The sequence below is a fragment of the Microbacterium sp. 67-17 genome, from assembly GCF_001898325.1.
In the GTDB taxonomy this organism is placed as follows: Bacteria; Actinomycetota; Actinomycetes; order Actinomycetales; family Microbacteriaceae; genus Microbacterium; species Microbacterium schleiferi.
The window spans coordinates 144,410-164,264 of record NZ_MKTR01000007.1; the positions used below are offsets into that span (position 1 = coordinate 144,410).

The window sequence follows — 19,855 nt, forward strand, 5'->3', positions numbered from 1 at the left end:
GAGATGATGATGAGACGGATGCTGGACCGCCTGCGTGAAGCGATCGCGCCACGCGCGGGGACCGACCTGGAGGATGCTGGCGTCGCCGCCGCGCTGCGTGAAGACCGCGGTGACGTACCTGGGTGGGTGTTGATCACGCTGATGACCGCGGGACTGGTCGTGTTGATTTGGGCACTCGCGGGGCCGGCGCTCTCGGGACTTTTCGAGCAGGCGATCTCCCGCGTCTCGGGCTTCTGAGGCGGCTGGCTGTGAACGAGCGTGGCTTCTGGGGCGACGACCGGGGCTCGGCTCCGGTTGAGTTCGTCATGGTCGCCGCGCTGCTCACGGCCCTCACCCTCGGGGTGATTCAGCTCGGAGTCGCTACCTACGTGAGAAACGTCGTGCACGACGCGGCGGTCGAGGGGGCGTACTACGGCGCGCTCGCCGACACCTCCACCGGCTCAGCCGTCGATCGCACACGGGAGGTGATCACCCGGGCGATCGGAGCCGAGTACGGCACGGATGTCGGCACCCGCGAGATCATGATCGACGGTCAGTCTGTCGTCGAGGTCACCGTGCGGGCCAGCATCCCGCTCGTCGGCCTGTGGCCCAGCGGTCTGCAGACGGAGGTGACCGCCCATGCTCCGCTGGAGTCGTTCGATCGCTGACCGGGTGCGTAGGCGACTGGCTCGGATGCTGCGGGAGGAGCGCGGATCGGCGTCGCTCGAGTTCCTCACCGTCGGACTCCTCATGCTCGTGCCGCTCATCTATGTCGTCGTCGCGCTCGGCCAGATTCAGCATCAGGCGCTTGGCGCTGAAGCCGCAGCCCGCCACGTTGCGCGCGCGATCTCGCTGTCGACGGATGAGGCATCCGCGGGTTTCAGCGCATCTGAGGTGCTGTCGGCCGTGATGGCGGAGTACGACCTCGATGCCTCCGCCACATCCCTATCGATCTCGTGCGTTCCGGCGTCGGCTTCCTGTCCGACCGCGGGTGCGACCGTGCGGGTTTCGGTTGCGACACGCGTCTCGTTGCCTCTCGCGCCGCCGGTGCTCGGACTCGATCAGATCGCGAGCGTTCCAGTCGAGGCCAGTGCCGTGCAGCGGATGTCCCGCTTCTGGAGCGGGGGATGAGGGCTGTGCTGAGGCACTTTCGTGAGTCGGTTCCTGCCGCGGGTGACGAGGAGGGCAGCATCCTGCCGCTCGTGCTGGGGTACGCGATGCTCGCGCTCGTGCTGATCCTCGTGACGGTCGACGCGACGAGTCTGTACCTCGCGCAGAAACGGCTCGACAGCGTCGCGGATGCTGCGGCGCTCGCCGGCGCTGACGGGTTCACGCTCACGATCGCCGGTGGTGCGCCGAGGGCCGAGCTCTCGTCGGGCGACGTGTACGCGCAGGCGAGCGCGCTGCTGGCGCAGTCGGATGCCGACGCGAGTCTGGTCTCGGCATCCACTCCCGACGGCGTGTCGGCTCGGGTGACGGTCGCGGGGCAGTGGCATCCGCCCGTGTTCAGCCTCTTCGTGCCCGACGGCGTCTCGCTCCAGGCCACCGCCACCAGCCGCAACGCGCTGCGGTGAATCACCACGAAACGTACGTAATACCTCGAAAAGGGAGTAGCGTGTGGTCATGACTGATATCCCGATCACGGATGCGCGCGATCGTCTCGCCTCCGTGATCGACGAAGCCCGCCGGGGGACCGTGTATCTCACCCGACGTGATCGGCGAGTTGCGGCGATTGTTGACCCGGAAACCCTCGCTCAGCTTGAGGCTGACTCGGAGGAACTCAGCGACATTCGCGCGGTCGATGAGGCCTGGGCCGAGACCGAGCGACTGGCCGAGACGCCCATCCCGTGGGAGGACGTGAAGCGCGAGCTCGGGCTGTGACCTACCGCATCGAGGTCCTTCCCGCGGCGGTTCGCGAAATCCGCAAGCTTCCCTCAGAAGCGAAGCGGCGCGTGCAAGCCGTCATCGAACTGCTGAGCGAGAATCCCCGGCCGCCCGCGGCGACGAAGCTGACGGCCCGACCCGAGTGGCGGGTGCGCACTGGCGACTACCGCGTGCTCTACCGCATCGAGGACGACATCCTGACGATCGTTGTCGTGCGTGCCGGTCATCGGCGGGACGTCTATGAGAGATGACTCAGTCGGAGTCGTTCACCTCGATGACGATCCGGCCGTCGGCTCCGATGACCCCGGGCCCCTTGTCGGGAGTTGGCGCGGGCGCGGGGATGATCTGCTCCTGCTCCCACGCCAACCGCGCGTTGTGGGCTGACGGGTAGAAGAACTCATCCATTCCGAGGGCTCCCCCCGAGCTTGTTGGCCGAGAGTGCGGTGATCGGCCCTGCCGCCAGGCGATCACGCCGCCGACCACGAATCCCGCGGGTACGAGAGCGAGTACCGCGATCCCGAGCCACCCGAACGAGTCCAACATGGGCCGAGAGTACGTCCGCCCCGCGGAAAGCGGATCCCCCTCAAGACGGATGCCGCGCGGTAGCGTTCGATCGTGGATATGTCCCGCCGCTCAGTGGGAGGCCCACGTGATCGGCTCATCCTGGGTTGAAAATCCGTTCCGGCGCCGAGAATTCACTCGGGCGACACATCCGGGGGCGCCAGAACGGATTCTCGTCGTTGCGGGCGACGGAGTGGTGAGACGGGCGCCTGATCAGGCGTCGCTGCGCACCGCGTTCAGCTCTGGAAGCCGATGAGCCAGCGGATGCCGTACCGGTCGCGGACCATGCCGTCGTAGTCGCCCCACGGGCGCTGCTGCAAGGCATCCACGATCTCGCCGCCGTCGGCCAGCGCGCCGAACCAGGCGGTCAGGCCCTCGGCCGCTGCGGTGCCGAGCAGCGAGAACTCGACACCGGCCATCGAGACGGTCTCCTCGCCGGGCGCGGCATCCGCGGCGAACAGCGTCACGAGGCCCGAGAGGGCTCCGTGGGCGATCGCGTCTTTCGGCCCGTCAGTGCGTGAGAAGTCGACGTACGTGTGCAGCTCGAGCTCTCCGCCGAACACGGACTGATAGAACGTCAGCGCTTCTCGCGCGGTGCCGTCGAAGTGCAGGTAAGGCACCAGGCCACTCATACGGCAGCCCTGCGCGCGAGCGACCGGCGGATGAGCTTGTCGCCCTCGACGACGATCGGGGGAATGAGGGCGAGCCCGATCGCGAGCCACCACTGCGGGGCATCCAGGGGAGTGGTCATGAGCAGCGCATTCATGAAGCCGAGTTCGACCGAGAGCACGGTCAAGACGATCGGTATCCACATCCACTTCAGGGCGTTGCTGATCGGTGCGGCAAGACCGGATGCGGGATCGCGGCGCATCGCGAACCCGGCGAGGACCATGCCGAGGCTCAGCACGACGAAGGTCATCGTGACAGGGACCGACGGCTCGGTCTGACTCGGGGTTCCCGGCGAGAGCAGCATCGCGGCAAGCGCGGCGCCGAAGATCGCGACGCCGTACAGCAGCCACTGCCCGATCGAGCGGGGGTTGGCCAATGGGATCTTCGTGTTTCGCGGCGGCTGCGACATGAGTCCTGCCGGGCTCGGATCCAGCGTGATGACGAGCACGGGGAAGAAGGTGATGAAAAAGCTCAGGAACAGCACCATCAGCGGCGTGATGGGGGTGCCGTTGTTGATGTCGAAGATGCTCGAGACCAGGAACAGCAGCACGAGGGAGAACAGCCCCGCCATCTGGTAGCGGATGTAGCTGACGATCTTGTCGTAGATCGTGCGGCCGAGCCGGATCGCCTCGACGAGGGTGCCGAAGTTGTCGTCGGTGAGGATCATCTTGCCGGCCTGCTTCGTCACCTCGCTTCCCGATCCCATCGCGACACCGATGTCGGCCTGCTTGAGGGCGGCGGCGTCGTTGACGGCATCCCCGGTCATCGCGACCACGTCGCCGCGCTCCTGCATGAGGCGGGCGATCCGCAGTTTGTCTTCGGGGGTCACGCGTCCGAAAACGTGGAGTTCGGGCAGGCGCGCGGTGAGCTCTTCGTCACTGAGCGCTCGCAGCTCGGGGCCACTGATCGCGCCGGCGCCGAGGCCCAGCTCCCGCCCGATCGCGGCTGCCGTCACGGCGTGGTCGCCGGTGATCATCCGCACCTCGATGCCCGCCTCGCCCGCGATGCGCACCGCCTCGATCGCCTCGGGGCGCAGCGGATCGATGATGCCGACGAGAGCGACGAACGTGAACTCCTCGGCGAGCGACATCGGGTCGGCCTTGGCTGCCTCCTCCTTGCCGGCGAGGTTTCGCACGGCGATCGCGAGGACGCGCAGACCATTGCGGCTGAGCTCGGCGTTCGCTTCCAGGATGCCGTCCTTCGCGTCCGCGATGGGCACGATGCCGTCTTCGGTGACAGCGTGCGAGCAGCGGTCGATCACGACATCCGGTCCGCCCTTCATCGTCGCCAGGAACGTCTCGGTGCCCTGCAGTGGCGCGTGGTGGAAGGTCACCATGAACTTGTAGGCGGAGTCGAAGGGAACCTCGGCCTCGCGCGGGTAGGCGCGGCGGCTCTCTTCGGCATCCACGCCGAGCTTCGCGGCCAAGACCACGAGGGCAGCCTCCGTCGGGTCGCCGACGACGACTCCGGCATCCGAAACAGTCGCGTCGGAGTTCAGGCATAGGCCGTAGGCCAGCGGCGTGAAGTCGGGAACCTCCTTGCCTGCGGCGTGACGAAGCGCGCCGGTCTTGCGATAGCCCTCGCCCTCGACGGTGAACCACTGCCCGAGGGCGTAGAGCTTGGTGGCCGTCATCTGGTTGAGGGTCAGCGTTCCGGTCTTGTCGGAGTTGATCGCGGATGTCGCCCCCAGCGTCTCGACGTCACTGAGGTTCTTGACGACTGCGCGGTGTTCGGCCAGCTGCCGGGCGCCGTACGCGAGCATCCCCTGCACGAAGGTGGGGAGGGCCGATGGGATCGCCGAGACAGCCATCGCGATGCCGACGAGCAGCACCGTCGCAATCGTTTCGCCGCGTAGGAGCCCGAGGATGATCATGATCGCCACGGCACCCCACGCAACGAACCCGAGCACCTTCGTCAGGCCGTCGAGCTCGCGCTGCAGTGGCGACTTGGAGGGCGCGACCGCGGTGAGCATCGCCGCGATCTGCCCCATCTGGGTCGACATCCCGGTTCCGGTGACGACCATCGCGGCGGTGCCGCGCGTGACCGTGGTGTTCTGCCACAGCATGTTGGCGCGGTCGCCGAGCGCAACGTCGTGGCCGTTGATCGTCGCGACATCCTTATCGACCGGCGCGCTTTCGCCGGTGAGGGCGGCCTCCTGGGTCTGCAGGTTCGCGGAGCGCAGGATGCGGCCATCGGCCGGTACGAGATCGCCGGCCTCGAGCTGCACGAGGTCTCCCGGCACGATCTCGGGAGCGGGCACCTCGCGCAGCGACCCGTCTCGCACCACCTTCACATGGGGGATCTGCAACTTGGAGAGTCCGTCGACGCTCGCGCGCGCGGCAAGTTCTTGCCGGGTGCCGAGCACGACGTTCAGCACGATGAGGGCCGCGACGATGAACGCGACAGCGAACTGGGCGATGATGAGGCTCACCACGACGACCGCGACCAGCATGAGGTTCATGGGATCGGCGAGCATGCGCAGGGCAATCGTCCAGGCGCTCGGCGCCGGGGGAGCGGGGATCGTGTTCGGGCCGCCGGTTGCCAGGCGCCGGGCCGCATCGGCCGAGGTCAGGCCGGAGGTGGCATCCGTCCCGAGACTGCGTACGACGGAGTCCGGATCGAGGGTCCACCATGCGGTGGTATCGGATGCCCGCACCGATGCGGCCTGGGTGGATTGTGGTCTGGTCTGCTCGGTCATGCCGGTCCCTTCGCCGGGCCCGATCCTATCGGGGCTCGCGAGTCGCGGACAGTGCCATCCGTCGCGCACTCCCGGTGCAACGCCCAGCATTCTCACGGGTGGTCTCCGAGCCTTCTCATAACTGCCGGACGTACCGTCGAAGAGTGCGTTTGGCAGTACACGAGTTCGGCAGCGGTGACCGTACCGCCGCCATCGTTCACGGCATCAGCGGATCGGGCCTGCTCTGGCAGGATTTCGCCGAGCGACTCTCGCTGCGACATGGGATGCGGGTGCTCGCCGTCGATCTGCGTGGTCACGGCTCCAGCCCCCGATCGGAGCACTATCGCCTCCGCGATTTCACCGACGATCTCGTTGAGACCCTGCCCACAGACCTCGACCTCGCGATCGGCCACTCGCTTGGTGGACGAGCGCTGGCCGACGCCGCCGCGCAGCTGCAGCCGCATCGTGCGATCTACCTCGACCCGGCGCTCGACGTCGACGCGGGGGTTGCTGGTCGTCGCCTGCTGACCTACCGCATGGCGGGTCCGGTCGTGGCCCGGATGCTGTCCGTTGTCGACCCGGCAGTGCCGGCGCGGGATCGGTTTATGGCGCTGTCGGTCGTGCAGGAGCTGGATGCCCACCGCGTCGAACCCGCGCCGCCTCCTGTGCCGTCAACGATCGTGAAGGCGACGAAGTCCCGCCTTCTTCGGAGCCGCTACCTCGAGCGACTGAAGGCGTATGGCTGGGATGTGCGGGAGTTCCTCAGCCGGCACGAGATGCAACTCCTCAAGCCTGAGGCACTGCTCGACGCTCTCGAGGATGTGCTGCGCGCACCGACGCGAGCCCTGAGCGCGGTCTGAGTCTTCGCTGGCAGACCTCAATCGAGGTCGATGCGTTGACGCGCCTCGGGAACATCCCAGGCGTTCGGACCGTCTTCCGCTGACTCGGTTGAAGCAATCCCGGGGCACCATCCGGTGATCGCCATCGCCACGAGGGCGAGTGCGCCAAGCAACGCGGGAACAGCCAGAGCCCACACACCCGTGGTCGCCGCGCTCCCGGCGATGACTGCGACAAAGACGGCCGCCGCCCACCGTGCGATGCGCTCGCCGCGCGTGATCGTGCAGACCCGGAGCAGGCTCACGGGGTGCTCGTGGCGTCCTGGGTCGCGTTCTGCTGCGCGATCTGGCGACGCACGTCATCCATATCGAGGCCTTCGACCGCGGTGATCACCTGCTCGAGCTGGGGAGCGGGCAGCGCGCCCGGCTGCGAGAAGACGAGGATGCCGTCGCGGAATGCCATGAGCGTCGGGATTGAGGTGATGCGGAAGCCCGCCGCGAGCTGCTGCTGAGCTTCGGTGTCGACCTTCCCGAAGACGATGTCGGGGTGCTCTTCCGACGATTTCTCAAAGACGGGACCGAACATGCGGCACGGCCCGCACCACGCTGCCCAGAAGTCGAGCAGCACGATGCCGGAGTCATTGATGGTCGTCTCGATCGTCTCGAGGGTGATCTCACGGGTTGCCATGATCTGTATCATACCCTAGGGGGTATATCCCTCGGGTGGATTCCGTACTGTTCGTGTCGGGAACTGCCTGCTCTGCTCAGAAAGGACCCCTCATGCGCCGCATCCGTCTTGCCCTGGCCGCACTGGCCGCCGTTGTTCTCGCGACGAGCCTCGCGGCCTGCTCGGCGACGCCATCGGTCGCGGTTCCCGAGGGAACTGTCATCATCGACGTGCGGACGCCCGACGAGTATGCCGAGGGGCACCTCGAGGGTGCGATCAACGTCAACCTGCAGTCGGGTTCGTTCGAGCAGCAAATTGCCGAGCAGCCCCTCGACGGCACCTACATCGTGTACTGCCGCACCGGAAACCGGTCGGCACAGGCCGTCGCGATCATGACGGACCTCGGCTTCACGGATGTCACCGATGCCGGCGGCGTCAGTGACGCGTCAGCTGCGACCGGCATCCCGATCGTCACCGACTGACCTGCTCAGCCCGCGCGACCCGACCGCGGCACGAACCGGGGAACCCAGCGCACGAAGGCGGCCGCGCCCAGGAGCCCGAGTACACCGACCGCGCCGGTCGCCACCGACAGGGTCGAGACCGCCGCGATCCCCGAGACGAGCAGCGGTGCTGCGGCCCCACCGGCGTCGGTGAACATGCGCCACGACCCGAGGAACGGGGCGGGGTCCGTGCGCGGGGCGACGTCGGCGCCGAGGGTGAGCAGGATGCCGCTGGACAGCCCATTGCCGACCCCCAGGACCGCGGCGAACATCGCGAACCACATCGCCGACGAGTCGAGGTCGTGCGTGAAGGCGAGTGCGAGGAATCCGAGGCCCATCAGCAGCATCGCGGGAAGGGCTGCCCACAGCCGTCCGAAGCGGTCCATGACCTGGCCGCTCGCATAGAAGAGGGCGAAATCGATCGCGCCCGAGACGCCGACGACGAGCGCAATGGTCTGTGCGTCGAGCCCGATCGACACGCCCCACAGTGGCAGAACCACCTGACGGGCAGATCGCACCGCAGCCAGCGACGCCGCAGCAACCCCGAGCCGTGACAGGACGGCCCGGTAGCGCCAGGCGACGGCGAAGACGCTCTCGCGGCTCCCCGGAACCCGGATGCTGCCGGTGATCGCCTCGCCCGTGTCCTCTTCATCGAGTTCTTCTCGGGTCTTCTCCGCAGCCGCATCCGATTCGGCATCCGTCTCGACCGCCGAGAACAGCTGTTCGGGGTCCGCCCCGAAGACGACGAGCAGCACGGTGGCCAGCAGGCACACTCCGAAGAACCAGATAGCAGCGTGTTCGTCACCGAAGGCGGCAAGAAGCGCAGCCGCGACGAAGGGACCCACGAACATGCCCAGCCGGAATGTGCCGCCCAGCAGCGACATCCCGCGGGAACGGAACGACAGCGGTACGCGCGTGGTCATGAACGAGTGCCGGGCCAGTCCGAAGGCAGCGGCGCAGACCCCGATGAGCAGCACGGATGCTGCGAACACGCCGAGCACGGGAGCCACGATCATGCCTGCCACCCCGAGCAGGGCGAGTGTGCCGGCAACCGCCATCGTGATGCGTTCACCGAAACGCGCGACGGCCCAGCCGGCAGGGAGGTTCCCCGCGAGTTGGCCCACCACGAGGGCCGAGGCCACGAGCGCTGCCCCTGCGACATCGGCACCCAACTGCGCCGCGATCACGGGAATGAGGGGGATGACGGCGCCCTCACCCAGAGCGAAGAGCACCGTCGGGAGGTAGACCATCGGTCCGAATCGCCACAGCACATCCCGCGCGCGGATCGGGGCGGGAGGATCGGACATCGGTTCCACGTTAGTCTGGACTGTCATGCTCGAACTCGATCTATCCGCCGACATCCAGGCCCTGCGCTCCACTTTCAACGACATCCAGTCCGTCGTCGACGTCGATGCGCTCGCCGCAGAGATCGCGCGGCTGAGTGACGAGGCTGGCGCGCCGGACCTCTGGGACGACCCCGAGCAGGCGCAGAAGGTCACGAGCGCCTTGAGTCACCGACAGGCTGAGATGTCTCGCATCACCGCCGTCGCCCAGCGGCTCGATGACCTCGAAGTGCTCGTCGAACTTGCCAACGAGATGGAAGACGAGGAGTCGGCGGCCGAGGCGCGACGTGAGCTTGTCGAGCTCGAGAAGGTCATCGGCGACCTCGAGGTGCAGACCCTGCTCGACGGGGAGTACGACGATCGGTCCGCGGTCGTGACGATCCGCTCGGGCGCCGGGGGCGACGATGCCACCGATTTCGCCGAGATGCTCATGCGCATGTACCTGCGGTGGGCCGAGCGGCACAAGTACCCCGTGAAGGTCATGGACACCTCCTACGCCGAGGGTGCCGGCATCAAGTCGGCGACGTTCGAGATCGACGCCCCCTACGCGTACGGCACGCTCTCGGTCGAGGCCGGAACCCACCGCCTTGCGCGGATCAGCCCCTTCGGTGCTGCCGACAAGCGGCAGACCTCGTTCGCGGCTGTCGAGGTGATCCCGGTCATGGAAGAGGCGGTCGAGGTCGACATCCCCGAAGGGGACATTCGCGTCGATGTCTTCCGCTCGTCCGGTCCCGGCGGCCAGTCGGTCAACACGACAGACTCCGCCGTTCGCATCACCCACATCCCCACCGGGATCGTGGTGTCGATGCAGAACGAGAAGAGCCAGATCCAGAACCGCGCCGCCGCCATGCGCGTTCTGCAGACCCGGCTGCTGCTACTCAAGCGTGAAGAAGAAGCGGCCAAGAAGAAGGAACTGGCAGGCACCATCACCGCCAGCTGGGGCGACCAGATGCGTTCCTACTTCCTGTACGGCCAACAGCTGGTCAAGGACCTGCGCACCGGTCACGAGGTCGGAAACCCTGCTGTCGTGTTCGACGGCGACCTCGACGGGTTCATTGCCGCAGGCATCCGGTGGCGCAAGCGCAAGGATGACGTCGACTGATGCTTCGCTCCCGCGTCGACGGCGGGGAGCCTGAACGTTCTCGATGAAGACTGCGCCGCCACGGGTGTCGCACCCGGCGGTGATCACCTGCGCGCTTAGGCTCAGATCGCCATGATCCGGTTCGAGAACGTCACCAAGCGATACCGGGGCACCGCGAAACCCGCCCTCGACCAGGTGAGCTTCGAAGTGCTCCGCGGCGAGTTCGTGTTCCTCGTGGGTGCGTCGGGATCGGGTAAGTCATCCTGTCTGCGCCTCATTCTGCGAGAGGACATCGCCACCTCTGGCAACGTCCTCGTGCTCGGGCGCGACCTGCGCACCCTCGCCAACCGCAAGGTGCCCTACTTCCGCCGCCACGTCGGCGCCGTCTTCCAAGACTTCCGGCTGCTGCCGAACAAGACGGTCTTTCAGAACGTCGCGTTCACACTGCAGGTCATCGGCTCCTCGCGCGGGTTCATCAAGCAGGCGGTTCCCGAGGCGCTCGCCCTGGTCGGACTCGCCGACAAGCAGAAGCGGATGCCGCACGAACTCTCGGGTGGTGAGCAGCAGCGCGTCGCGATCGCCCGCGCGCTGGTGAACCGCCCTCAGGTGCTGCTGGCCGATGAGCCCACCGGGAACCTTGACCCTGCGACATCCATCGACATCATGCAGTTGCTCGCGCGGATCAACGCCGGCGGCACCACCATCGTGATGGCAACCCACGAGGCGGGCTTTGTCGATCAGATGAAGCGGCGCGTTATCGAGCTGCGCGGCGGCCAGATGATGCGTGACGAGCGCCACGGTGGCTACGGCGACACGTCAGGTCTGCCGCGGCTTCAGCCCGAGCAGGTGCGCGGTGCGGCTGCGGCTGCTGCGCTCACCGCGGTCCTCGAACTGCAGCGTGAGGTCGGCATCGAGCCGACAGTGACGGATGCCGAGATCGCCGTCGCCGCGGCAGTCGACATCGCCGACGACCCATCGACGGCGTCTGTAGCCTCCGCCCTCGCTGAGGTGCGACCCGCTCCCGTCGACCCCGATGTGCCGGCCCCGGCTGTCGCAGAGGCTCCGGTGGAGGCGGCTCCGGCACCGTCACCCGAAGAGCGACCCGCATCCGCGCCGAATGCACCGTCGGTGCCGCCCGAATGGCAGGTCTCCGCGGCGCAGTCCGCAGCCGCTCCGCGACCCACGACGCAGCCTGTGCCTGTCATCGACATCCCCGAAGTCGAGGTCGAAGAGCTGGGGCTGGCAGAGCGGCTGGGGTTGGCCGGCGAGCGCGGCGATGATGAAGTCGGGCCTACCTCATGAGGGCCGGGCTCGTCTTCGGTGAGGCGCTGAGCGGCCTGCGCCGCAATGCATCGATGGTGATCTCCGTCGTCTTGGTGACCTTCGTCTCTCTGACCTTCGTCGGCGCTGCGATGCTCATGCAGCTGCAGATCGGCACGATGCGCACCTTCTGGGCCGATCGCGCCCAGGTGCAGATCTACATGTGCAGCTCCCTGTCGCAGGTTCCCACCTGCGCAAACGGAGTCGCGACGCAGGAGCAGATCGACGGCGTCCGAGCCAAACTCGATTCGGATTCGCTTGCTCCACTGATCAGTGACCTGCAGTTCGATAGCGCCGAGCAGGCCTACCAGGATGCGATCGATCTGCTCGGAGAGGAGTACAACGGCATCCTCACCGCCGACCAGATCGGTGCGCAGTTCCGAATCACGCTCGCAGACCCGACCAAGTCAGCAGTGATCTCCGAGGCGTTCTCGGGATCGGATGGGGTGGAAGAGGTCAAGGACCAGCTGCAGTACCTCGAGCCGTTGTTCTCTGCGCTGACCGTCGCGACATACGTCGCCGTCGGGATCGCGGGGCTCATGCTCATCGCGGCCGTGTTGCTCATCTCGACGACGATCCGCTTGTCGGCGTATGCGCGAAGACGCGAACTCGGCATCATGCGGCTCGTCGGAGCATCCAATCGGTTCATCCAAACGCCCTTCATCCTCGAGGGTGTGTTCGCTGCGCTCATCGGCTCGGTACTGGCGAGCGTCGCCGTTGTAGCCGGAGTGCAGTTCGGTGTGCAGGACTACCTGCGTTCACGCATCCCGTTCGTGGCGACCTGGGTCGATACCGCCGATGTGCTGGTGGTCATTCCCGTCCTCATCGGGATCGGCATCGTGCTCGCCGCGCTCTCGGCGGGCTTCGCGATCCGGCGCTGGCTTCGGGCCTAGTCGGCGGGAGCGAGGAGAACAGCGATGGCGCAGGATCCGCGAGCACCACAGCCGGTGGGGTCCGCGCCGGCTTGGGGGATTGCGGGCATCATCCTCGGGCTCGGCCCTCTGCTGCTGTTCGCGGTGGCCGCTGCGGCAAATCTCGGTGGCCCGCTGATCTCGGTAGCAGTGTTCGGGCTTCCGGTGCTCGCGACGACGGTGTTCGCCGTGCTTGTCATCCGTCGCCTCCTGCGCGCCCGGCAGATCGGCTGGGGCTACACGGTTGCTGCCGTGACGATCTTCGCCGGCGTTGTCGGCTACCTGCTCTGGTTCTTCCTCGCACTGTTGGCGATCCAGTTCGGCAACGGGCCGGCCTGACCCGCCGACTGCCGCGCAGCCAGCGCTTGGTACACTGGTGGGCTGCGTCGAAAGGAGGAGCCATGCCACGCGAACGCGGAGAGAAAGTCATCGCGACCAATCGTCGTGCGCGCCACGAGTACTCCATCGAGAAGACGTACGAGGCAGGCTTGGTGCTCACCGGCACCGAGGTGAAGTCGCTGCGCCAGGGACGCGCGAACCTGAGCGACGGATACGCCTACATCGATGGCGGTCAGGCGTTCCTGGATTCGGTTCATATCCCCGAGTACTCGCAGGGGCATTGGACGAACCACTCGGCTAAGCGGGTACGCAAGCTGTTGCTGCACAAGGACGAGATCATCAAGCTCAGCCATGCCGTCTCGGCGGGCGGCTACACCCTCATCCCGATGAAGCTCTACTTCTCGGACGGGCGCGCCAAGGTCGAGATCGCGGTGGCCAAGGGTAAGGCCGAGTACGACAAGCGTCAGACGCTGCGCGAGCGCCAGGACAAGCGCGAGGCCGAACGCGCCATGCGCACCAAGAACCGCCTGGGGGAGTAGCCGGCCTCCGTCAGTGGGCGCTGAAGCGTGCTTCGACGGCCGCGCTGACCACGATCTCGGCGGGCTGTAGTTCCAGAGGGGCGCCCGCGTCCATCGAGCTTGCCGCCATCATCATTCGGGGAGACGGGCCGGGTGCTGCACCCGCGGCTCCGCCTCCGAGCAGGCCCACGTCGGCCACCTCGACGGCGGTGACTTCAGCGAGTCCGAGGGCCGCAGCGTAGGCGGTCGCGCGGGTCATCGCGACCCGGACCGCCTGGGCTGCGACATCCGCTTCGACGGCTGAGCGGGTCGCGTCGGTGAGCATCCACTGCACCCCATCGACCTGGATCGCGTCGAGCTCGGCGATCTCACCCAGCCATCCCGAGAGCGCGTCGAGGTTGGCGAACGTCGCCGACACGTCCAGCGACGCGTGGTGCACGAGCGGCAATTGCTTGCCCTCGGAGTTCCAGGGGCGCTCGGAGCGCACGGCGAGCCGGCCGGTCGACCACTCGCGGATCTCGCCCGCGTCCTGTCGGGCCGTGAGCGCGGCGCGCAGCATGCTCGCAGCATCCGTCGCTCTGCCCATGACGTCGGTTCGTTCGCCGCCTTCGGTCCGGATCGTGAGCCGCGCCACGGCCTCTTCGGGGGCAACCCGGGTCTGGTGGTCGCCGCGGACGGTGATGATGACATCGCGCATGGGTGTGACTCTACGTCGTGCGGCTGAGCGCCGGGAATGCGTAGGATGCGGCATCCGTTGTATCCTGTAGAGCTCGGGTGCTTTGCATCCTGAACCTTCGAAACTCCACAGTGTGACAGCGGCCCTTCGCAAGAAGGACTCACGGGGATGATCGGTTTCGACATCGTCTGCGAATTCGCGAGAAGCGGGCCGAGGATGCGGGGTTATCTCGTAAACGCCCCCTGCAAACAAATAACTGCCAATAAGAAGCAGTCTGACTTCGCCCTCGCTGCCTAAGCAGCGAGCCCGAGTCCGTTAGCCCGTAGGCGATCCCGCTACGGTTCCTAGCGTCATCTAAGGGATCTTGCTGCGTGACGGCGTCTGGACGTCACGCGGGACTTCTCCCAGGCTGGGCTTGTCGACTTAGGTGTCTGTGACAAAGGTCGGAGCCGAGCAGAACGCTTTCACAGAATGCGCCCGGAGAAGGCGCGATGACCCAGCGATGGACGGGGGTTCGATTCCCCCCATCTCCACCACGGCACACAGAAGATGGATGCCGAAGCCGCTGTCACACTGTCGGAGGGAGCCTCCGGGATCGGCGCGTGAGCGCTGGTCGAGGAGGCTCTTCTGTTTCTCGCGCGTGCGAGGATGCTGCTATGCCCGGCTCTCCGCTCATCTCGGCCGACGAACTTCTCACGCTGCTCGAGATTGGGGTCGACATCCGCCTTCTCGACGTGCGCTACCGCCTCGACAAGCCGGACGGTCGGGACGACTACCGTGCTGGGCACCTTCCGGGTGCGGTGTATGTCGACATGGACACCGAACTTGCGACGCACGGTGCGCCGTCTGAGGGTCGGCACCCGCTGCCATCGCGCGCGACGCTGCAGGATGCCGCCCGCCGCTGGGGGCTGCACGCGGGTGACGCCGTGGTCGTCTACGACGATTACCGCTCTGTCTCTGCGGCGCGAGCCTGGTGGCTGCTTCGGGGCGCCGGCGTCAGAGACATCCGCGTTCTCGACGGCGGCCTGTCGGCGTGGCGGGCGGCCGAACTCCCGCTCGAGACGGGCGACGTGTCACCCGAACCGGGATCGATCGTGTTCGACGGCATGGATGAGGGCATCTCAATCGATGACGCCGCAGCCTGGCCGCAGCGCGGGGTGCTGCTCGACGCGCGTGCACCCGAGCGTTACCGCGGTGAATCCGAGCCGTTCGATCCCGTTGCCGGGCACATCCCCGGCGCGGTGAACCTGCCCGCCGATGCGGTGCTCGAGGGAGCGAACTTCGCATCGCCCGCGACGATCCGCGCAGCGTTCGAGAGTGCCGGCGTGAGCGACCTCACCCCCGCCGCTGCCTATTGCGGCTCGGGCCTGACCGCCGCGCACACGGCGCTTGCCGGAGCGGTGGCAGGCGTGGAGGTCGTCGTCTACCCCGGCTCATGGAGCCAGTGGTCCAACACGCGAGGCCGCCCCGTCGCGACAGGCGCCGAGCCGGGAGCCTGAGGGGCGCACACCGCGGCGAAGGGGCTGGATCAAGACCGCACCCGGTGTCACACTGCTCGCATGACGAAGTTCATGATCTCGTTCCCGAGCTCGGCCATGGTGGTTCCTGACGACGAGTGGGAAGCGGTGGGGGAAGCCGCGCATGCCGTGATTCGCGAGGCGAAGGCGGCTGGCGTGTATGTCTTCGGTGGCGGGGTCAATGAGAGAGTCGCACCGGTGCGCGTGGATGGCGAGGGAGTCGTGACCGAGGGCACGTATCCGAGCACCGGTGACATGTTCGGTGGCTACACGATCATCGAGGTGCCGACGGCCGCCGAGGCATACGAGTGGGCCGCGAAGATCGCGGTGGCGTGCCGCTGCCCGCAGGAAGTGCGTGAGTTCCAGTACGACCCCGAGTCCTGAGCTTGTGCCCGAGGGGTCGCAACACGCCGTTCATGCCCGCGTCGCTGCGGCGTGTTGCGACCCCTCGCGTGCGAGGCCGATGCGTCCACACGCCAACTGTTGCGTGAGCGTCAGCTCCAGAGAGTCTCGATCGGGATGTCGCGGCCCACGATCCGCTCGGCGGCGCGGTGGCCCGAGAACATCGCCGCGGGCACCGTCGCCGGATCATCGGTCCAGGTCGCCTCACCGGCCAGGTGCAGCACGCCGCCGATCGGCGTCGCGAGGTCGTCGTGGTCGGCGGTCGTCGAACCGAGCGTCATGTACGCGTACGACCCTCGCGCGAACGGATCATCGTGCCACGACGTGATCGCGACGCTCGTGGGTTCGACGACGCGGTCGCCATAGAGCCGGCGCAGCTGCGTGAGGATGTCGGCGACGACGCGTTCGGCATCCCACCCGGTGACCTCACGCGCTGTGGGGCCGGCAGCGAAGGTCAGCAGCGTCGGCGTTCCGTGGAGCGCCGTCAGGTCGTACCAGGAGTGCCACGCGCGGCTTTGGGGTCCCTGCTGACGGATGGCGTAGACGCCCTCGTCCCAGAACTTCGTCGGGAAGCGCAGGAACACCTTCTCGAACGCGTTCATCGTCAGGCGCGACAGTGCACCGGCGACGGGCTCAGGAAGCGGGGGACGGATGACGAACTCGTCCGATCTGAGCACCCCCACGGGAACGGTGACAACACCAGAGCTGCCGCCGAATACGCCCCGATCGGTCGAGACGACGACGCCGTCATCCGACCAATCCACGTCCGTGACAACGTGTTCGAGACGGATATCGAGCCCGTCGGCCAGCCGCGTGGCGAGCACGTCGTACCCGTCCGGAAACACGACCTCGTCACCCTCGATCGCGTCGTCGTCGAGTCCGTGCGCGGCGAGATCCTCGATCCAGGCGCCGTATTGCTCCTCCGCCCGGTGTTCGAGATATTCGCGCACGCGCTGGGTTCGCTCGGCATCCCAGCCCTGTTCGGCCAGTGCCTGTTCGGTGACATCGCGATACGAGGCGTCGGGTGCGGATGCCGCGATCACGGCGAGCAGAGCTGCATCGACCGTATGCACATCGTCGGCGAACGCGCGAGCCTCGGCATCCGACAGCCGCCGACCGTCTGGGTCGTAGTAGGCGATCGGCTGGCTGTCGGGTTGGTACCCGCCGACGGTGAACTCGACCATCGGCATCCCGAACGCTTCGGCCGCCGCGGCGACGGGGCTGTCGGTGACGCCGTGGATCCAGGATGCGCCGAGATCGGTCACCTCACCGCCCGTGCGGTCGGTCTGCAGGCGACCGCCGACGCGGTCCCTGGCCTCAAGGATGACGACGGTCCGGCCGGACGCAACCAGCAGTCGCGCGGCGGTGAGACCGGCGATCCCGGCGCCGATGACGACGGTGTCAAAGCGTTCCATGCCCTGATTCTGCACTGTGCGGGGGCTCACGGGCAGCAGGAGGTCAGGGGCGGCGCCCGAGCAGCGCATCGACCGTCGCGGTGACGAAGGATGCCGCGGCGCCAATCGCCAGCGCGACACCGGCGGCAACGGGGGAGAGCGAGCCGCCCTCAAACGGCGGGAGCACGAACATCACGAACGACGCGACGGTCAGCATCCCGCCGAGGATCACGGTCGAGACGCGACGGATGACGCCGGTGACGACCCGGCGATCGCGATCGTCGGCAAAGAGGCGGATCTTGACGGTGAGTTTGCCGTCGGCAAGGTCGCCGACGATGGTCTCGATCCGATCGGGGAGCCGTCGCAGGCGCGGGAACGCGCCCAGGGCAGAGCGCCCGATCGCGCCAGCGAGGGCGCGCGGCCGCAACTGCGACAGGATGAGCGCCTGCGCCGCGTCGCGGGACTCGCCGATGACATCCATCGTCGGTGCCGCGGTGCGGAGGGTTCCCTCAAGGATCGCGAAGGCACGACCCGCGGCCACGAGATCGGGCGGAAGTGCGGTGCCGTACCGGGTGAAGAGGTCGCTGGCGTTATCGATCGTGCGGAGCGTGATGCGGGATCCGCTGCCGAGATCGTGGGTGACGAACTCCGCGAGCGCACGCCGGAAGCTGGGCTCGTCGGCGGGGTTTGCCAGCGGCATGATCGCCAGCGCGGCATCCGCGACCCGGCGGGTATCGCCCTGCAGGAACGCGATCGCGAGGTCTTGCACCGTCTGGCGCAGATCCCGGTCGAGCCGACCGACGGAGCCGAAGTCGATAAGTGCCGGCGTGCCGTCTGGGTCGATGATGACGTTGCCCGGATGCAGGTCGGCGTGAAAGACCCCGTCGATCACGAGCTGGCGCAAGAAGCTGCGCAGAACGGTGCGCAGGGCATCCTCGATCTCGTCGCTCTGCCCCTCGCGCCGCAGCGCCGTGATCGTCTCGCCGTCGATGAACTCCATCGTGAGGACGCGGTCGGTGGACAGATCGGGGAAGAACCGCGGGATGCGCACCTCGTCACGAGCCGACCGCGCCGACTGGGCGAGGCTCTCGAGGTTGCTTGCCTCACGCGCAAAATCGGCCTGATTGCGCAGATCCTGGGCGTATTGCTTGGCGATGTCGAGCGCGCCGAACTGGCGGGCCTGCTTGATGCGACGGGTCGCCCAGCCGGCAAGCCGCAGCATGATGTCGATATCGCAGTCCAGCAGGGCACGGATGCCGGGGCGCTGCACCTTCACGGCCACGACGGTGCCGTCATCCAGCGTCGCCCGGTGCACCTGAGCGATGGATGCGGCAGCCAGCGGCTCCACGTCGAAGGTTGCGAAGCGGCCGCGACGCTCGCCGAGTTCGCGCTCGAGGAGTTCTTCGATCTGCGCGGCCGGCGCGGGGTTGACTTCCTTCTGCAGGCGCGAGAGCTCGCGAACCCATTCGGCCGGCAGGATGTCGTCGCGTGTCGAGAGGAGCTGTCCGGCCTTGATGAAGCCGCCACCTGCTTCTTCGAGCGCTTCGCGAAGCCCTCGTGCCTGGCGCGCACGAAGATCGGCAGTCGCCGGGCCATAGCTGAAGTCGAGCTTGCGGAAGGGGAGGAGGCCATGGCGCCGAGCGAGCCCCCAGATCTGCCGGAACCGGGCACGACGCTGTCGCCAGGTCAGGGGCTTCTCGCCCGCCGCCGCAGCGGCGAGGTCGGAAAACCGAGGTGGCGCAAACAGCGACGAACTCACATCCTGATTCTTCCGTGTCTTGCGGTGCCCCGGGTCAACCGGGTAACGGTGGGGCCATGACCGATACGAAGACGCAGGTCGGGGTGCGTCGGAATCGGGCCTGGAACTCGCCGTCGGCGATCTTCCTGCTCGGTGTCGTGATCATCCCGACGATTCTCGCGATAGCGACCACTGCCCGGACTTCGCCGGATGATGCGGACTACGTTCGCATGGCTTTCGCCACGGTGATCGGTGCCACGGTTGCCATCGTGACCGTCGTTGGGCTCGGGGTCTTCTTCCTGCGACGCCGCAGCCCGTACCTGTTCTGGTACACGCTCGGAACCCTGGCGGTCGTCGCGTTCCAGATCAGCGCGATATCGTCCGCCGCCGACACGCTTCTCGACCGATTGGCGATGTCATGACGGATACCGACACCCAGGCATCCGTCGCCGGAAACTCGGTGCTCCCCGGTGTTGAGATCGTCGCTGCCATCCGTCGTGTCGCGACGGTGGCGGCCCTCGCTCTCCTTGCGTACATGACCTTCACGCGCGGCAGCGCTGGCACGTGCGTCGGCGGGGTCGGCGCTGACGGCGGCTACATCGACGCGAATGGCGATCCGACTGACGTGGCGCCGCAGTGCATCTCGCTGGCGCTGGAGCCGAGCCCGGTAGTGATCATCGCCGTTGTGCTCACCTTCATCGTCGCGCTCACTCTCGTGATCCGACGAGCGCAGACGGTTCCCCCCTGTGCGTCAGGATGGGGTGAGACACCAGCACTGCTGACCTTCGCACTGCACGGGGCGAGAACGGACCAATACTGAGATGACGATGACGGTTGCTGACG

General features: G+C 67.2%; 26 protein-coding genes and 1 other RNA gene. 18 read left to right on the forward strand and 9 right to left on the reverse strand.

Features of this window, described 5'->3' with window-relative positions:
* The first annotated feature begins 6 nt into the window (after nt 1–6).
* Genes BGO47_RS03520 through BGO47_RS03545 form a run of 6 tightly spaced genes read left to right on the forward strand, consistent with a single transcriptional unit; the run spans nt 7 to nt 2,114 of the window.
* Nucleotides 7–237 (forward strand): hypothetical protein, encoded by a 231-nt coding sequence (locus BGO47_RS03520; protein WP_292708614.1) that lies wholly within the window; start codon nt 7–9, stop codon nt 235–237.
* Between the two features lie 11 nt (nt 238–248).
* Nucleotides 249–647: a TadE/TadG family type IV pilus assembly protein gene (locus BGO47_RS03525; RefSeq protein WP_292708616.1), complete on the forward strand. Its 399-nt coding sequence runs from the start codon at nt 249–251 to the stop codon at nt 645–647.
* Entirely contained in the window at nt 619–1,110 is a 492-nt protein-coding gene (locus tag BGO47_RS03530; protein ID WP_292708618.1) for a TadE family protein, read from the forward strand. The genes BGO47_RS03525 and BGO47_RS03530 overlap by 29 nt, the downstream gene beginning before the upstream one ends.
* A 5-nt stretch (nt 1,111–1,115) precedes the next feature.
* Entirely contained in the window at nt 1,116–1,553 is a 438-nt protein-coding gene (locus BGO47_RS03535; RefSeq protein ID WP_292708620.1) for a pilus assembly protein TadG-related protein, read from the forward strand.
* Between the two features lie 49 nt (nt 1,554–1,602).
* Nucleotides 1,603–1,860: a type II toxin-antitoxin system Phd/YefM family antitoxin gene (locus tag BGO47_RS03540; RefSeq protein ID WP_292708622.1), complete on the forward strand. Its 258-nt coding sequence runs from the start codon at nt 1,603–1,605 to the stop codon at nt 1,858–1,860.
* Nucleotides 1,857–2,114, forward strand: coding sequence for a type II toxin-antitoxin system RelE/ParE family toxin (locus BGO47_RS03545; RefSeq protein WP_292708624.1), 258 nt, complete (start codon nt 1,857–1,859; stop codon nt 2,112–2,114). The genes BGO47_RS03540 and BGO47_RS03545 overlap by 4 nt, the downstream gene beginning before the upstream one ends.
* A 1-nt stretch (nt 2,115) precedes the next feature.
* Here BGO47_RS03545 and BGO47_RS03550 read toward each other — a convergent pair whose 3' ends face one another.
* The 3 genes from BGO47_RS03550 to BGO47_RS03560 form a co-directional block, all read right to left on the reverse strand.
* Complete coding sequence (locus BGO47_RS03550; RefSeq protein ID WP_292708627.1) at nt 2,116–2,406, reverse strand: hypothetical protein; 291 nt, start codon at nt 2,404–2,406, stop codon at nt 2,116–2,118.
* 254 nt (nt 2,407–2,660) lie between these two features.
* Nucleotides 2,661–3,056 (reverse strand): VOC family protein, encoded by a 396-nt coding sequence (locus BGO47_RS03555; protein WP_292708629.1) that lies wholly within the window; start codon nt 3,054–3,056, stop codon nt 2,661–2,663.
* Nucleotides 3,053–5,791 (reverse strand): cation-translocating P-type ATPase, encoded by a 2,739-nt coding sequence (locus BGO47_RS03560; RefSeq protein ID WP_292708631.1) that lies wholly within the window; start codon nt 5,789–5,791, stop codon nt 3,053–3,055. Before BGO47_RS03560 ends, BGO47_RS03555 begins: the two co-directional genes overlap by 4 nt.
* A 143-nt stretch (nt 5,792–5,934) precedes the next feature.
* Between BGO47_RS03560 and BGO47_RS03565 the strand changes: the two genes are divergently transcribed.
* Nucleotides 5,935–6,630: an alpha/beta hydrolase gene (locus BGO47_RS03565; protein ID WP_292708633.1), complete on the forward strand. Its 696-nt coding sequence runs from the start codon at nt 5,935–5,937 to the stop codon at nt 6,628–6,630.
* 17 nt (nt 6,631–6,647) lie between these two features.
* On the opposite strand, the gene BGO47_RS03570 is transcribed toward BGO47_RS03565, so the two are convergent.
* Together BGO47_RS03570 and trxA are read right to left on the reverse strand one after the other, a co-directional pair.
* Complete coding sequence (locus BGO47_RS03570) at nt 6,648–6,911, reverse strand: hypothetical protein (RefSeq protein ID WP_292708635.1); 264 nt, start codon at nt 6,909–6,911, stop codon at nt 6,648–6,650.
* Entirely contained in the window at nt 6,908–7,294 is a 387-nt protein-coding gene (gene trxA, locus BGO47_RS03575) for a thioredoxin (RefSeq protein ID WP_292708637.1), read from the reverse strand. The genes BGO47_RS03570 and trxA overlap by 4 nt, the downstream gene beginning before the upstream one ends.
* Nucleotides 7,295–7,386: 92 nt before the next feature.
* Between trxA and BGO47_RS03580 the strand changes: the two genes are divergently transcribed.
* Entirely contained in the window at nt 7,387–7,755 is a 369-nt protein-coding gene (locus tag BGO47_RS03580; RefSeq protein WP_292708639.1) for a rhodanese-like domain-containing protein, read from the forward strand.
* Between the two features lie 5 nt (nt 7,756–7,760).
* On the opposite strand, the gene BGO47_RS03585 is transcribed toward BGO47_RS03580, so the two are convergent.
* The gene (locus BGO47_RS03585; RefSeq protein WP_292708641.1) at nt 7,761–9,080 is read right to left on the reverse strand and encodes an MFS transporter; all 1,320 of its coding nucleotides are present in this window, start codon (nt 9,078–9,080) and stop codon (nt 7,761–7,763) included.
* Nucleotides 9,081–9,105: 25 nt separating this feature from the next.
* Between BGO47_RS03585 and prfB the strand changes: the two genes are divergently transcribed.
* The 5 genes from prfB to smpB all read left to right on the forward strand — a co-directional run bounded on the left by prfB (nt 9,106) and on the right by smpB (nt 13,306).
* The gene (prfB, locus tag BGO47_RS03590; protein ID WP_292708643.1) at nt 9,106–10,218 is read left to right on the forward strand and encodes a peptide chain release factor 2; all 1,113 of its coding nucleotides are present in this window, start codon (nt 9,106–9,108) and stop codon (nt 10,216–10,218) included.
* Between the two features lie 111 nt (nt 10,219–10,329).
* On the forward strand, nt 10,330–11,499 hold the full coding sequence (gene ftsE / locus BGO47_RS03595; RefSeq protein ID WP_292708645.1) for a cell division ATP-binding protein FtsE: 1,170 nt from the start codon (nt 10,330–10,332) through the stop codon (nt 11,497–11,499).
* Nucleotides 11,496–12,410, forward strand: coding sequence for a permease-like cell division protein FtsX (gene ftsX / locus BGO47_RS03600; RefSeq protein ID WP_292708647.1), 915 nt, complete (start codon nt 11,496–11,498; stop codon nt 12,408–12,410). The genes ftsE and ftsX overlap by 4 nt, the downstream gene beginning before the upstream one ends.
* 24 nt (nt 12,411–12,434) lie before the next feature.
* Nucleotides 12,435–12,767 (forward strand): hypothetical protein, encoded by a 333-nt coding sequence (locus BGO47_RS03605; RefSeq protein WP_292708649.1) that lies wholly within the window; start codon nt 12,435–12,437, stop codon nt 12,765–12,767.
* Nucleotides 12,768–12,829: 62 nt separating this feature from the next.
* A complete protein-coding gene (smpB, locus tag BGO47_RS03610) occupies nt 12,830–13,306 on the forward strand; it encodes an SsrA-binding protein SmpB (protein WP_195691746.1) in 477 nt (158 codons plus the stop codon).
* Between the two features lie 10 nt (nt 13,307–13,316).
* Here the strand turns inward: smpB and BGO47_RS03615 are convergent, their stop codons facing one another.
* A complete protein-coding gene (locus BGO47_RS03615; RefSeq protein ID WP_292708653.1) occupies nt 13,317–13,982 on the reverse strand; it encodes an SIMPL domain-containing protein in 666 nt (221 codons plus the stop codon).
* A gap of 143 nt (nt 13,983–14,125) precedes the next feature.
* On the opposite strand from BGO47_RS03615, the gene ssrA reads away from it, so the two are divergent.
* The 3 genes from ssrA (at nt 14,126) to BGO47_RS03630 (ending at nt 15,862) form a co-directional block, all read left to right on the forward strand.
* Nucleotides 14,126–14,497: a transfer-messenger RNA gene (ssrA, locus tag BGO47_RS03620) on the forward strand.
* 120 nt (nt 14,498–14,617) lie between these two features.
* Nucleotides 14,618–15,460, forward strand: a complete 843-nt coding sequence (locus BGO47_RS03625; RefSeq protein ID WP_292708655.1) for a sulfurtransferase — start codon at nt 14,618–14,620, stop codon at nt 15,458–15,460.
* Nucleotides 15,461–15,520: 60 nt separating this feature from the next.
* Nucleotides 15,521–15,862 (forward strand): YciI family protein, encoded by a 342-nt coding sequence (locus BGO47_RS03630; RefSeq protein ID WP_292708657.1) that lies wholly within the window; start codon nt 15,521–15,523, stop codon nt 15,860–15,862.
* A 110-nt stretch (nt 15,863–15,972) separates the two neighbouring features.
* Here the strand turns inward: BGO47_RS03630 and BGO47_RS03635 are convergent, their stop codons facing one another.
* The gene (locus BGO47_RS03635; RefSeq protein WP_292708659.1) at nt 15,973–17,295 is read right to left on the reverse strand and encodes an NAD(P)/FAD-dependent oxidoreductase; all 1,323 of its coding nucleotides are present in this window, start codon (nt 17,293–17,295) and stop codon (nt 15,973–15,975) included.
* A 43-nt stretch (nt 17,296–17,338) separates the two neighbouring features.
* The gene (locus BGO47_RS03640) at nt 17,339–19,033 is read right to left on the reverse strand and encodes an AarF/UbiB family protein (protein ID WP_292708661.1); all 1,695 of its coding nucleotides are present in this window, start codon (nt 19,031–19,033) and stop codon (nt 17,339–17,341) included.
* Between the two features lie 56 nt (nt 19,034–19,089).
* On the opposite strand from BGO47_RS03640, the gene BGO47_RS03645 reads away from it, so the two are divergent.
* Entirely contained in the window at nt 19,090–19,434 is a 345-nt protein-coding gene (locus tag BGO47_RS03645; protein ID WP_292708663.1) for a hypothetical protein, read from the forward strand.
* A complete protein-coding gene (locus BGO47_RS03650) occupies nt 19,431–19,832 on the forward strand; it encodes a hypothetical protein (RefSeq protein WP_292708664.1) in 402 nt (133 codons plus the stop codon). The genes BGO47_RS03645 and BGO47_RS03650 overlap by 4 nt, the downstream gene beginning before the upstream one ends.
* Nucleotides 19,833–19,855 lie beyond the last annotated feature (23 nt).